Genomic DNA, 14,373 nt, shown 5'->3' on the forward strand with positions numbered 1-14,373 from the left:
TAATTTAAAAAATCAATTAAATTTATGAAAAATATTTCATTTTCTAAACATCGTGCTATAATGTGTGAAAGTTTGTTAAAAAGCAACGATTTTATAGGATGACTATTTTAACGATGTTTGTATACGGTTAAATAACATTGTAGTCGATAGTTTGTAGAAAGATTGGAGGTAACATCACCGTGGAAAGATTAGAAAAGAAAGAGAAGATGTCCTATCTTGCATCGCAATGTCAGAAATACAATTTGATAGATGTGAATCTTTATTCAGAATATGATGTGAAACGTGGACTGAGGGATTTAAATGGCACGGGGGTCTTAGCAGGGCTTACGACGATCTCCACCATTTATCCAGAAAAAATCATTGCTGGCAAGCCAATTGAAGCTTGTGGCGAGCTGCGTTATCGCGGAATTGACATCAACGAGTTAGTTGCAGGGTTCGTCAATGAAAAACGCTTTGGCTTTGAAGAGGTTGCATATTTATTACTTTTCGGCGAACTGCCAAACAAAACAGAACTTGCAGCCTTTCATTGCCTATTAGCAGAAAAACGTACATTGCCGACCAATTTTGTTCGTGACGTCATTATGAAAGCACCTTCTTCTGATATCATGAATAGCTTATCTCGCAGTATCTTGACACTGGCAAGTTACGATCCACAAGCAGATGACATCAGCATTGAAAATGTATTGGAACAAAGTCTGATGCTGATCAGTGTCTTTCCGCTCTTGGCAATCTACGGCTATCATGCCTACAATCATTACAATCAAGGGGAGAGTATGTATATCCACCGTCCGACCGAAGAGTTGAGTACAGCTGAAACGATTTTGACTATGCTACGTCCAACGAAAGAATATAGCTTCCAAGAAGCCCAAACATTGGATATGGCACTGGTTTTGCATATGGAACATGGCGGCGGGAATAATTCGACCTTTACGACACGAGTCGTTACCTCCAGTGGGACGGATACCTATTCAACGATTGCTGCAGCGCTAGGTTCTTTGAAAGGGCCTAAACATGGTGGTGCTAATATCAAAGTGACGGAAATGATGGGAGATTTGAAGCGCAACGTTGCTGACCTTACCGATGAACAGGCGATCCGCAGCTATTTGGAAGCAGTCTTAGATAAAGAAGCATTTGATCGTAAAGGATTGATTTATGGCATGGGCCACGCGGTATACAGCGACAACGATCCCCGTGCGGCGATTTTTAAAAATTATGTGGCAAAACTGGCCCAAGAAAAAGGATCAGAAGCTTGGCAAGAATATCAATTGTATACGATGGTCGAACGTATTGCTCCTCAAGTCATCAATGAAAAGCGCAAAATCTACAAAGGAGTCAGTGCCAATATCGACTTTTTCAGCGGGTTTGTTTATAACATGTTGGATCTGCCAGAAGAACTGTATACACCAATGTTTGCTATCGCGCGGATCGTCGGCTGGTCCGCCCATCGGATCGAAGAGCTGGTCAACGCACAAAAAATCATGCGCCCCGCCTACAAAGAAGTGTCAAATGATCGCGAATATATCGATATAGAGTCAAGATAGATCAAAACAGCAGGGAGGAAGCTCGCTGCTGTTTTTGTTTTGTTCAAAATCCTAGTGCTTATACGACCATCCAATTACTCAGAAGAGGTTTGTTGTTTTTTATTAATGAAAGCGTTGACAACGAATAAGTTTAACGTTAAACTTTGTCTTATAGTTTAACGTTAAACCTTCAAGAGACAGACTAAAAAATTGATTCACTTCTAAGTAAAAAACAATCAGGATACGTGGCCAATGATTGTTTTACATTCGTTCTATAGTAGACGAAAGGCTATTTGGAGGAGTAGTTACTTTTTTCCTATCTCTACCGTAAAAAATATGAAAAGAATGATTTTCTTTGTAGGAGGGTTACATGTGCAAAAAAAAAGCAACGCAAATTTTCACAAGAATAAAATGAAAAATAGTCTTTCTTTGTACGTCTTATTAGCGCCAGCTTTGATTTTATTAGTCATATTCACTTATATTCCAATGTATGGTTTAGTAATTGCATTTAAAGATTACACCCCATCACTGGGTATTTTGGGAAGTCCGTGGGTTGGTTTTAAGCATTTTTCTCAATTTTTTAATTCGTTCCAATTTGGAGTAACCCTTAGAAATACGCTAACTATTTCCCTCTACAGTATGATTGTCGGCTTTCCATTGCCAATTGCATTAGCAATTCTTTGCAATCAAATTCGTGTAGAAAAATTCAAGAAGTTTTTCCAAGTCACCACCTATTTACCTCACTTCATTTCTACAATGGTTATGTGCGGGATGTTGATCTTGTTTCTATCACCTACCAATGGTTTGATTGTCAACCTCATGCGGCTTGTTGGCATAGAATTGCCTTCCTTGCTTTCTCAGCCAGGAAGTTTTGCAAGCGTATACGTTTGGAGTGATGTCTGGCAACATGTTGGGTGGGACAGCATTATTTATCTAGCGGCTTTATCAGCGATCGATCCCACTTACTACGAAGCTGCGACTATGGATGGTGCCACAAGACTACAAAAAATCAAGCACATTGATTTACCACTGATTCTTCCCACCGCAATGATCTTGCTTATATTAAGAGCAGGCAGTTTATTGAGTGTTGGGTTTGAAAAAGTGTTGCTGTTACAAAATGCCTTGAATTTAGCAGGAAGTGAAATTATCTCCACATATGTTTATAAAGTAGGGTTAATAAACTTTCAATATAGTTATTCAACTGCTATCGGCTTATTTAATACAGTGATCAATATAATTATATTGATCTTAGTGAATGCATTGTCGAGGCGCTTGACGAAAACTGGGCTGTTTTAGGAGGAGATTATGAAAAAAAGTAAAAAAACTGGTTCTGAAAGGATATTCGATTTCTTTGTTTATGGGGTAGCCATTTTGTTGATCCTTCTAATCATTTATCCGCTTTGGTTTGTGATCATTGCTTCCTTTAGTGATCCAGCGGATGTCGGGAATGGAAATGTTTGGTTGTGGCCAAATGAATGGCGATTAGATGGGTATATCCGCTTGTTTGAGCAGAGCTTATTCTGGCGAGGCTACTTGAATACCATTTTATATACCATCGTAGGAACCGCTGTCGCATTATTCGTTAATATCCCCGCTGGTTATGCCTTATCTAGAAAAGATTTGCACGGTAGGAAATGGCTGGCTTTATTGTTTATTATTCCCATGTTCGTTTCGGGCGGCTTGATCCCGATTTACTTAACGATCAAGAATGTCGGTCTCTTAGATACGTTTTGGGTAATGGTCATTCCTTTTGCAGTATCTAGTTACAATATCATCGTAGCTAGAACATTCTTCAACAATAGTATTCCTGCTGGTTTATGGGAAGCAGCTCAAATTGATGGTTGTGGAACGATCCGTTATTTCTTTAGCATGGTGTTACCACTTTCAAAAGCGATATTGGCTGTTATCGGTTTATGGACAGCAGTTGGTATTTGGAACTCGTGGTTCAATGCATTGATTTATTTGACCAATGACAATCTACAACCACTGCAATTGATACTTAGACGATTACTAATAAGTAATCAATTACTACAAACACAAGCAACCGGAGAACTTGCATCTGAGCTAAGAGCAACGGCAGACATGATGAAATATGCAGCAATTGTCGTATCAACAGCACCAATTATGATGTTATACCCGTTTTTACAAAAGTATTTTAATCAAGGTGTCATGATCGGCGCGTTGAAAGAATAAAAAATGGAGGAATGATGATGAAACAGTTTAAATGGAGGTATTTGTTTTGTTCTTTAGGAATTTTAGGGATGATGACTGGCTGTGGAAATGAAGGAGCCGTAGAGGAGCAAGGAAGTGACACGAATCAATTTAAAATCACCACTGTTCGCTGGTCAGACTGGGGAGATGATTTTACAAAAGGCTTTTTAGAAGAAGCAGAAGAAAATGCAGGGATTCAAATCGAATGGGATATTCATCTTTCAGCAGATTGGGGTGAGAGAAAGTCTGTTTTGATGGCTGGAGGCGATTTGCCTGATGCCTTTTTAGGGTCAATCACCTTTAATGATGCCGAAATAGCCCAAAATCAAGATGTGTTTATCCCTTTAGAAGACTTGATTGCAGAAAACATGCCTAATCTTACTCGCATTATGTCGGAAGATCCGAAAATTAAAGCAATGATCACCTCTCCAGACGGGCATATCTATAGCTTACCGAAAAAACTACCGATGCGTCCGCTCATTGCGAACCAACTATTTATCAATCAAACATGGCTTGATAATCTTGGCTTGGAGATGCCTGATACGTATGAAGATTTTATTGATGTCTTAACAGCTTTTAAAGAAGAGGACGCCAATGGAAATGGAGATGCAACGGATGAGATCCCGTATGGTGTCGGAAACTTTAGTGAAACCTTCTCATTCATTTTACCGTTTAACAATCGGCTTGGAGCTGACAATACGTACGAAATGTCAATGAAGGATGGAAAACCAATCTATTTACGCATGGAAGAAACCTATCGTGATGGCATTGCTTGGATGAGTGAGGCGTATCAAGCAGGATTGATTGATCCAGAATTGTTTACCCAAGATACATCCATGAGTGATGCGAAACGAATGAATAAAGATACCGCTCTTGTAGGGGTGGCTGCTGGATGGACGGCGGATGCAACGTTTGGCTTACATGCTGAGGAGTATGTTGCACTACCACCATTGAAAGGACCAGATGGACAACGCTATGTCATATCCGATCCAGATCATTATAACTACGGTCGGAATGAGTTTATGATAACAACGAGTTGTGAAAACCCTGCTGCGCTCTTAAAGTGGGCTGATCAATTCTATACAGATGATGCAAGCATTCAAACCTTTTATGGCTCATTTGGTGTTGGTGTTGAGAAAAACGGGGACCAGTATACAGTTTTACCACCACAGGATGGGAAATCAGCGGATGAATGGGCTTGGATCAATTCATTGCGCGATTTTGGACCAAAATATGTGGATGATCAATTTAATGAGCGTGTGACGATTGATGAAACACAAGGGGATGGATTGAAATTGATTCTTGATAGTGAAATCAATCAATACGTCCAACCTGCATTTCCGAATGTGATTTACTCGCAAGAAGAATTGGCTCGGTTGTCAGCACTTTATGTAGATATTAGTTCTTATGCTTCGCAAATGGCTGCCAAATGGGTAGTAGAAGGCGGAATTGAAGAAGAATGGGAGGGCTATCTGGAACAATTGAACGCAATGGGGATCGAAGAGTTTATGGGGATCCAAAATGATGCCTTTGATCGATACTCAGCAATTATAAATTAGATCGTGCGGGCTGAAGTAGAAATACTGCTTCAGCCTTCCTATTCTAGGTGAAAGGAGTATACATGAAAACTTTGTTTCGATTTGATACGCCATTGATGAAAGGATTAACAAGGATTACCGATATATGCTTGCTTAATGGCTTATTTCTTCTTACTAGTCTGCCGATCCTTACAATCGGCGTCTCTTTGACAGCCATGAACACTTGTTGGCAAAAAATACTGGCGGGGCATGAAGAAGGGCTCGTGCGACACTACTTTTCTACGATAAAAAGGGATTTTTTTGAAGCAACAATTATTTGGGTAGGTATTCTTTTTTTTACAACGATCTTTTCACTCAATTTCTATTTGTTTACCCTTCAAGATATAGTCTTTAGGGTGATTGGCTTAGCCATTTTATTCCCTTTCATCGTCTGTCTCTTATTATTGTTTGTCATGCTATTTTCTTATATTGGTAGATATGAAGATGGTGTGTGGCGTAGTATCAAGAACTGTTTGCTGATAGCGATTCAAAATGGGAAGCAAGCGGGTTTGCTGTTGCTCTTTAATAGTATGATGATGTATTTTAGCTTGAGTAGTCCCGAAAGATTGTTGACTGCTATTTACGTTTATACGTTTGGTGGGTTCGCCATGACTTCATTGATCAATAATCTACTCTTAAAAAAAATGTATCAAAAGACTGAGCGAACCATCGCTGAACCCCAAGAAATTTGATGAGTTCGTAGTTAGCTAGAGACCTTGATCCATGTGCTGTGCCCCTTTGTCCTACAAAATAGAGAGCGTAAGAAGAACTAAAGGAGGAAAGAGTCCACTTTCTTAAATTGTCATTGTTCTAATAAAGGGTACCCATTCTTGTTGGCTATCCTTTGATTGATGCTTCTCGACAATGCGGTATAATAAGGAAAAACAAGTACTATCGAAAGGACAAAGCGCATGAGGATTACAATTAAAAAAATTGCAGAAGAAGCAGGGGTCAGTGTGACGACAGTCTCGAATGTTATAAATAAAAAAGCGCACCGTGTGTCCCAAGATAAGATAGAAATGATCGAAGGGATCATAAAAAAATATAATTATTCACCAAATATGAATGCACGAGCGTTAGTCAAATCTTCTTCTCGCTTAATTGGGGTACTGTATTTTTCAGATCAAAAAAATTTGGACTTTGCGGACCCTTTTGTGACAGAAGTTCTAGATGGTATACAGCGAGTGACGAAAGAGCACAGCTTTTTTACACTCGTCCATAGCGTGACCAAAACAGATGATATTGGAGAATTACAGAAAAATTGGAAATTTGATGGGTTTATTGCAGTAGGATTTAGTCAAGAATTATTTGAAGAAGTCAATCGGATTGTCCAGGTCCCAATCGTTTTCATTGATACGCATCTAGAGGATGAAGTGTTCAATCGAATCACGGACTATCCGAATAGTTTTTTTATCAATACGAATGATCAAAAAGCGGCATATGAAGCGACTGCCTTTTTACTTGAAAAGGGTCTGACTAAGATCGGCTTTTTGTCCTATGAATTTGATCAATCAAAGACATCGGTTATTCAACAAAGGTATCTAGGCTATCATCAGGCTTTGCAGGATTTTGGTATAAAGCCTGATGAGGGATTAGAGTATACAGAAGAACAACAAGCAACAATGATCAGCAGCATAGACAAGTTTCAAGCAGTGCTCGTTACAGCAGACTACTTAGCGATCAAGTTTATTCATAAATTAAAACAAGAAGCTATTTTTTATGAAAAGAAACTGTCGATCATCAGTTTTGATGATATCCGTTATGCAGCTTTAAATGATCCTCCGTTAACTACGATCAGATTAGATCAGATTAAAAAAGGGGAAGCAGCCATGACTACCTTGGTCAATATCATTGATAACCATTCGAATGAACCGCAAATCACATTACTCAATGGGAAATTGATTGTAAGAAAAACAACATACTAGAAAGGAACGTGTTATGGGGAAGATTGCAGATAGATACTATACGGTTGATCCGTGGAGTGTTTCAGAAGAAGGGTTTGATAAAGAACGAAGTGAAGTGTCCGAATCGATCTTTTCTTTGGCAAATGAATATATGGGCATCCGTGGTTATTTTGAAGAAGGATATTCGGGAGAACGATTGCTAGGTAGCTACTTCAATGGAATCTACGAAAATAGCCCTAAGGAAAACCGCGTAAAGTATAAGGGGATCATTTCGAGGAGTCATTTTATGGTCAATGCGGTCGATTGGCTATATACCAGAATTTGGTGTGGTGAGGTGTTACTAGATTTAGCTTATTCAGATATCGAATCTTTTCAACGACGACTTGATCTTAGAACAGGTATCTTGACTCGTAGTTTTTATTGGAAACCTGAGAAGGATATCAAATTAAAAGTGACTTTTGTACGTTCACTAGATAGAGAAACGGTATCATTAGGGTATCAGCAGATCTCGTTAAAAGTCATTGAAGGTAGTCCATCCATCTCAATTTTGATGGGGATTGACTTTGCCACGAGCCATCTATCTGAAGGTCAAAATTTTTGGGTGGAACGAGAAAAAGAATCTTCAAACAGGCATGCGTTTTTAGCAGCAGAAACAAGAAGCACCAAGCAAACCATTTATGCTGGCTTTTCTTTATCCGCCACTGAGTCCCTCGACACGCAACTTGTGGAAAGGGATAAATTTATCGGCCGCAAGTTTAACGTTAAACTAGAAGAAGGGATGAACTTTCAAGTAAACCGAAATGCGGTAAATATTGCCGATAAAACCGGACTTGATTTAAATCAACTAAAACACCATTGTCTCACCGATCTGGAAAAAAGTCTTTCCTTTGATGAGATGGAACGAAAGAGTCGCACCTATTGGCAAAATGTTTGGGCTAAGGAAGACATCCAAATCGATGGTGATCCAAGTAATCAACAAGGGATTCGCTACTGCATCTTTCAGCTACATCAAACATACCATGGTCAAGATCCTAGTCATAATATTGGTGCGAAAGGGCTCACTGGTGAAGCATACGGTGGCCATGCTTTTTGGGATACGGAAACTTCCTGCCTTCCTTTTTACTTATTGACAAATCTTGATGCTGCAAAAAATTTATTAGAATTTCGCTATCATACTTTGGCGGAAGCAAAAAAACGAGCACGCCAGCTTGATTGCCAAGGAGCGTGTTATCCCATCGCTACATTGAATGGGAACGAAGCCAGCGATCTTTGGCAGCATGCCAGCCTTCAGTTTCAGCCAAGCACTGCTGTTGCTTATGGTATCTGGCACTACATGCAGGTAGCAAAAGATACTGAATTTTTGTATGGACACGGAATCGAAATGCTGATTGAAATTTCACGCTTTTTGGCTTCTAGAGGTGATTGGTCTCCAGAAGGTGAATTTGGCTTTTTTGGGGTGATGGGACCAGATGAATTTCAGATGATGGTAAATCACAACACGTATACAAATTATATGGCGAAAAGAACATTCGATTATACTGTAGAGGTATTGAAAAAATTGAAAACGAGTGATGAAACTAGATATAGTACCCTTCTATCAGCGCATGGTTTGAGTGAAAAGGAGATTGGCTACTGGCAAATTTGTAGCAAAGAAATGCTTATTTTAAAAACGGAGTATGGTTTGTTTGAACAACATGATGGTTTTTTCAAATTACCTCATGTGGATATCCGGTCGATTCCCATCGAAGAGTTCCCGCTTTATGATCATTGGTCCTACGATCGAATCTATCGTAACAATATGATCAAACAACCAGATGTCTTAATGTTTCTTTTCTTGTATAACCAATCTTTTCCGAAAGCGGAAAAGCAAGTCAACTATGATTACTATGAACCAAGGACGATTCACGAATCCTCGCTGTCACCTTCAATTCATTCTATTTTGGCGGCAGAATTGGGCATGGAAAATGAAGCTTATCATTTTTTTGAATTTGCCACTAGAATGGATCTAGATAATTTCAATCGTAATACTCGTGAAGGATTGCATATGACTTCGATTGCTGCAGCTTGGATGAATATCGTCTATGGATTTGGTGGCGTGAGAACTGATGGAGAAGGAATAAAAATAGCCCCCACAATTCCAGCAGACTGGAAAAAATATACATTCAAAATTACGTATAACCAATGTTTGATTGACGTGTCAGTCAACCATCAGTCAATCAAAATTTCGCTAATAGAGGGTAGTGCTATTCAACTACAAGTCTATCAAAAGAAAGTGACGCTTACTCAAAACCCCATCGTCATTGAGCGAGCAACGAAAAGAATCGTCTGAATTTCTTGGCGCTCATTCGCATAAAAAACAACGGTGAAGAACAGCACCGTTGTTTTTTGTTTTTTTGCAAGCAAGAGGAACTTCTTGTGCGTAATTAAAGATAGGGAAGAGTAGCGAAAAATCAAGTTTTTCTCGTTTTTCATATAGGAATGCAAAAATTGATTACAAAGTTTCTTGCATTTTTTGTATGATAGAGGGAGGAATAAAGGAGGAAAGTTCACGAATGAAAATAAAAAAATGGATGGCGATTGCCATTATTACCAGTCAATTTTCAACAATGCTGCCAGTATCGGCTGCCGCATCTGTTTTGACGAACGAGTCTACTGCAGGTCAAAATACAGCTGAGTCAACGGTTCCGGGAGTGAACGGGCCAACCATGGGCTTGGTCCCTGAAGATGCCGCAACGGTACCAGGAGAAAACGGCGAAGGAGTTCCAGGAGAGTCAACACCTGCTCCTGAACAGCCAACACCAGAACCTTTGCCAGAACCAACCCCGACACCAGAACCAACACCGGAACCAGAAGAGCCGACACCAAATCCTGATCCTGAGCCGAATCCAGAACCAGAACCAACACCTGAGCCGGCGCCAGAACCAGAAGAACCAGAACCAAATCCAGCACCAAATCCAGAACCGGAACCAGAACCGGAACCAGAACCGGAACCAGAGACAACACCAAATCCAGAGCCAGAATCAACACCAAGCCAGCCTTCGCCTGACATCAAAGAAGTACCGAATGTACCAGAGTTGACAGTAACGCCGCCACAAGAAGATGAGCCAGCAAAATTTGAAGTCACGCCAGTCAAAGAAACGTGGGACTTTATTATGGAGATTGGAGAAGATGCTCGTAAAGTTGGACAAGAAGAAGATCTTTACGCATCGGTCATGATTGCCCAAGCGATTTTAGAGTCTGGCAGCGGAAGAAGCCGTCTGAGCCAGGAGCCTTTTTATAACCTATTTGGTATTAAGGGACTTTATGAAGGGAATGGGATTTCCTTCCAAACGCAAGAAGACGATGGTTCTGGTAATTTATACACAGTTCATGCCACTTTTCGCCAATATGACAGCATCGAATCTTCTTTGAAAGATTATGCGAAATTGTTGAAAGAAGGATTGGACCACAATCCGAATTTTTATAAAGGTGTTTGGAAATCAGAAACGGAATCTTATGAAGACGCCACGGAATATCTGACCGGACGTTATGCATCAGATACACAATACAATGAGAAGCTGAATGCGCTGATCGAAGCGTATGCCCTGACGAGTTATGACAAAGAGAAACCAGAATTACCGACAGGCAGCGAAAAGATGATCTATCCTGTCAGCAATCCAGTTGTCTCCTCTGTCTTTGGTCCACGAGGCAATGGGTTTCATCGTGGAGTGGACTTCGCCGCACCGCAAGGAACGCCAATCATGGCTAGTCTTTCAGGAACGGTGATCCGCTCAGAATATCATTCTTCATGGGGAAATTATGTTGCCATCGAGCACAAAGATGGGTTGACGACATTGTATGCCCACAATCATCGCAATTTAGTGGAAGTCGGTCAAACGGTCGAACAAGGCGAGGTGATTGCTTCCATGGGAAGTACGGGGAACAGTACAGGCCCGCACTTGCATTTTGAAGTCAGTCTTTCACCAAGTTTAGCGCGGCACCAACTGATTGATCCGTTGGAAGTTTTGTCAAAATAACACGAAAAAAAGAGAGCGTTGTAGATGCTTTCTTTTTTTTTGTCAAGAAAAACGAATCATTTCAGGAAAATTATGCTTTGAGATTTTTTTAGCGCATTCATTTTATCTTGCACGATAAATTTATTCCGAAAACAAGTGTTTTTCTTTGTAAAAAAAACAAAAAGAATTTATGCTAGAAAGGTAGGGAAAAAAATTCCCAAGAGGAATGTCCACTTTAGACAAGGTCGTGTATGCGACTTTGCGATGTCTCTAGTATCCTTTCTTATTTAACCAAGGAGTGTGAAAAATGACTGACGATCAGCAAACAACGAATGTGTCTAATGAAGCAGCGCAAGCAAGTCCACTGTCCTTTGAAGAGAAAGTCATTGAAACAATTGTTGGTGTCGCTTTGCAGTCAATTGATGGCTTGATTAGTGTAAATGGCAGATTTCTTTCAGATATGACCGAAAACCTTGAAGAACAGCCGCAAGTCGCTTCTGGCATTGATGTGGAAGTTGGCAAAGAAGAGGTTGCAGTTGATTTGGAAGTAATCGTGGCTTACGGCAAAGATATCCCCAAACTCTTTGCGCAAGTCCAAGAAGTGGTCTTAGAAGAAATTAGCCGCTTGACTTCTTTGAAAGTCAAAGAGATCAATATTCGAATCGCCGATATCGTCAAACAGGAAACGATCGATCAAATCGAAGGTTGAGCACCAAACAAAAAATCGAAGTACATCAAAGAGAAAGGAAGAATGAACAAATGATATCACTATATACAACACCCAGCTGTACGTCATGTCGTAAAGCCCGTGCATGGTTGACCGAAAATGAACTACCATTTAAAGAGAGAAACATTTTTAGCAATCCATTAAATAGTGATGAACTAATGGAGATTCTTTCTTTAACGAAAAATGGAACGGAAGACATTATATCTACTCGTTCGAAAGTGTACCAAAAGCTAGACATTGATTTAGAAGAGTTGAAGCTAGAAGAGTTACTTTCATTGATCGAAAAATACCCGAACTTATTGAAACGACCAATTATCTTAGATGAGAACAAGCTCCAAGTGGGATACAATGAAGAAGACATTCGTAAATTCGTGCCACGAAACTTACGAAAGATCATTTTCAAACGACGCCAAACAGAGCTGCTCATGTTTAATTATCGCCAAAAGCAAGAAGAAGGCGAATCTGTTGCGAACTTTATCTAAAATAGGAACAAAACCGGCAAATGAATACAGCGATGTATCATTGTCGGTTTTTTTGGTATTTTTCAAAGGTCTTCTTAAAGGGATCCGTAAATCCGCTGAGTCCACAAAAAAACACGATTCCCAAAAGGAATCGTGTCGGTTGAAATCTTAAAGTTTTTGGTTGTAGAATTCAACGACTAGTGCTTCGTCAACTTCTGCAGACAATTCATCACGCTCAGGTAAACGAGTTAATGAACCTTCTAATTTTTCGCTGTCAAAGCTTACAAATGACGCGCGGCCAGCTGTTGCTTCAACTGCTTCTTTGATTGTTGAGATGTTTTGTGATTTTTCACGAACGCTGATGACTTGTCCAACTTCAACGTGGTATGAAGGGATATCAACGCGTTTGCCATCAACTAAAACGTGACCGTGGTTTACTAATTGACGTGCTTGACGACGAGTAGTTGCTAAACCTAGACGGTAAACAACGTTATCTAAGCGTTGTTCTAGCAAGATCATGAAGTTAACACCGTGTTTACCTTCTTTGATTTTGCTTGCTTTGATAAACAATGTACGGAATTGACGTTCGTTCATGCCATACATATGACGCAATTTTTGTTTTTCAGTTAATTGCATGCCGTATTCTGATTTTTTGCCACGGCTGTTTGGTCCGTGTTGACCTGGAGCGTAAGGGCGACGTGCCAATTCTTTTCCAGTTTCTGATAAAGAAATTCCTAAACGACGAGAAATTTTCCATGATGGTCCTGTATAACGAGACATAATTTAGTTCCTCCAATAAAATAGTTTGGAGTAAAATAATCCGTTGAAAAACTCACATTCGTGCAGTTCGTTCTTCAATCTTCACCTTTGCAGCCGCGGTTACGCAATTGCACCCGAGGGGCAACGAACTGGTGACGAGCTGTTATTTTCCTGCTGCATTATTTTACACAAGGAATAGTATACGACAAACTAGGGGCAAAAGTCAAGATGGAGCTGGCTTTGGATTTGATGAAAACAAAGCTGGAAATTTTTCATTAATTACTTATATTTTCAAATATCTCTTTACAAATCAGCATTTCGTCATTAGAATATGGAAGTATTGTGCAAATTATAACGAAGTAAAATTTTTCATAAAAGGAGTAGAAAAATGAATCCAGTATCCCCATTATTTGAGAAGATCGATTCATCCATAGAAAAGAAAATCGATTTGATCAAGAGTAGTTATTTGCGTTACGCTGTACGTGCGATGATGGCTTGTTTATTCTTAACCCTCGGAACAGCTATTGCTTTTGCGATCGCTATGAAAGGTGAATCAATGGTTCACGGGTTAGGAAAAATTTTGTATGCATTTATGTTTAGCTGGTCTTTAGTCATGATTCTTTATATGAACGCAGAATTAGGAACATCGAATATGTTGTATATGACTGTTGGGGTTTACCGTAAACGTCTAAGTATTCCTTTGGCATTGAAAATTTTGCTTACGTGTGTCTTATTCAACTTGATCGGCGGGGTGGTCTTCGGCTCGATCGTTGCGCTAACGGGACCTTTTCAAGGGCTGACCGCAGACAACTTTATGCTGACCTCGATCACTGCAAAATTAGAAAAATCCACTATCCAAATTTTAGTGGAAGCGATGTTCGCTAATATCGTGGTAAACACAGCCGTGTTGGTCAGCATGCGGATGAAAGACGATGCTGGAAAAGTCGCAGCAATCATTTTCATCATCTTCATCTTTGCTTTCTTAGGCTTCGAACACGTCATCGCTAACTTCCCAGCGTTTACCTTAGCTTTCTGGGCTTCAGGTGGACACTTGGCAGGCATGACTGTCGGCAGTGTGATCCATAATTTAGTTTTTGCCTTTATCGGTAACTATATCGGCGGTGGCTTGGTCATGGGACTGGGTTACGCGTGGTTGAACAACTCAAAATCGACCTATGTCGACTAATCAGAACCTACAAAAAGAAGCAGCGATGCTTCT

12 protein-coding genes are annotated in these 14,373 nt (G+C 40.0%); 11 read left to right on the forward strand and 1 reads right to left on the reverse strand.

Features of this window, described 5'->3' with window-relative positions:
- Positions 1-179: 179 nt before the first annotated feature.
- The 10 genes from A5883_RS15330 to spx all read left to right on the forward strand — a co-directional run bounded on the left by A5883_RS15330 (position 180) and on the right by spx (position 12,416).
- Positions 180-1,541 (forward strand): citrate/2-methylcitrate synthase, encoded by a 1,362-nt coding sequence (locus tag A5883_RS15330; protein WP_010748638.1) that lies wholly within the window; start codon positions 180-182, stop codon positions 1,539-1,541.
- 315 nt (positions 1,542-1,856) lie between these two features.
- On the forward strand, positions 1,857-2,816 hold the full coding sequence (locus tag A5883_RS15335; protein ID WP_086338963.1) for an ABC transporter permease: 960 nt from the start codon (positions 1,857-1,859) through the stop codon (positions 2,814-2,816).
- A 9-nt stretch (positions 2,817-2,825) separates the two neighbouring features.
- The gene (locus A5883_RS15340; protein ID WP_016609205.1) at positions 2,826-3,713 is read left to right on the forward strand and encodes a carbohydrate ABC transporter permease; all 888 of its coding nucleotides are present in this window, start codon (positions 2,826-2,828) and stop codon (positions 3,711-3,713) included.
- 11 nt (positions 3,714-3,724) lie between these two features.
- Positions 3,725-5,290, forward strand: coding sequence for an extracellular solute-binding protein (locus A5883_RS15345; protein WP_086338964.1), 1,566 nt, complete (start codon positions 3,725-3,727; stop codon positions 5,288-5,290).
- Positions 5,291-5,352: 62 nt separating this feature from the next.
- The gene (locus tag A5883_RS15350; RefSeq protein ID WP_086338965.1) at positions 5,353-6,000 is read left to right on the forward strand and encodes a DUF624 domain-containing protein; all 648 of its coding nucleotides are present in this window, start codon (positions 5,353-5,355) and stop codon (positions 5,998-6,000) included.
- Between the two features lie 219 nt (positions 6,001-6,219).
- On the forward strand, positions 6,220-7,233 hold the full coding sequence (locus A5883_RS15355; RefSeq protein ID WP_016609209.1) for a LacI family DNA-binding transcriptional regulator: 1,014 nt from the start codon (positions 6,220-6,222) through the stop codon (positions 7,231-7,233).
- 13 nt (positions 7,234-7,246) lie between these two features.
- Positions 7,247-9,541, forward strand: a complete 2,295-nt coding sequence (locus A5883_RS15360) for a glycoside hydrolase family 65 protein (RefSeq protein WP_086338966.1) — start codon at positions 7,247-7,249, stop codon at positions 9,539-9,541.
- A 223-nt stretch (positions 9,542-9,764) separates the two neighbouring features.
- Positions 9,765-11,228 (forward strand): peptidoglycan DD-metalloendopeptidase family protein, encoded by a 1,464-nt coding sequence (locus A5883_RS15365; RefSeq protein WP_254907877.1) that lies wholly within the window; start codon positions 9,765-9,767, stop codon positions 11,226-11,228.
- Positions 11,229-11,514: 286 nt separating this feature from the next.
- Positions 11,515-11,916 (forward strand): Asp23/Gls24 family envelope stress response protein, encoded by a 402-nt coding sequence (locus A5883_RS15370; protein WP_005227156.1) that lies wholly within the window; start codon positions 11,515-11,517, stop codon positions 11,914-11,916.
- 50 nt (positions 11,917-11,966) lie between these two features.
- Positions 11,967-12,416, forward strand: coding sequence for a transcriptional regulator Spx (gene spx, locus A5883_RS15375; RefSeq protein ID WP_086338968.1), 450 nt, complete (start codon positions 11,967-11,969; stop codon positions 12,414-12,416).
- Between the two features lie 147 nt (positions 12,417-12,563).
- Here spx and rpsD read toward each other — a convergent pair whose 3' ends face one another.
- Positions 12,564-13,175, reverse strand: a complete 612-nt coding sequence (gene rpsD, locus A5883_RS15380; RefSeq protein ID WP_005227158.1) for a 30S ribosomal protein S4 — start codon at positions 13,173-13,175, stop codon at positions 12,564-12,566.
- A 367-nt stretch (positions 13,176-13,542) separates the two neighbouring features.
- Here rpsD and A5883_RS15390 point away from each other — a divergent pair, with 367 nt between their 5' ends.
- The gene (locus tag A5883_RS15390; protein WP_086338970.1) at positions 13,543-14,340 is read left to right on the forward strand and encodes a formate/nitrite transporter family protein; all 798 of its coding nucleotides are present in this window, start codon (positions 13,543-13,545) and stop codon (positions 14,338-14,340) included.
- The last annotated feature ends 33 nt before the right edge of the window (positions 14,341-14,373 follow it).

Origin of the sequence: Enterococcus sp. 5B3_DIV0040 (assembly GCF_002140755.1) — a bacterium.
GTDB lineage: Bacteria > Bacillota > Bacilli > Lactobacillales > Enterococcaceae > Enterococcus_D > Enterococcus_D casseliflavus.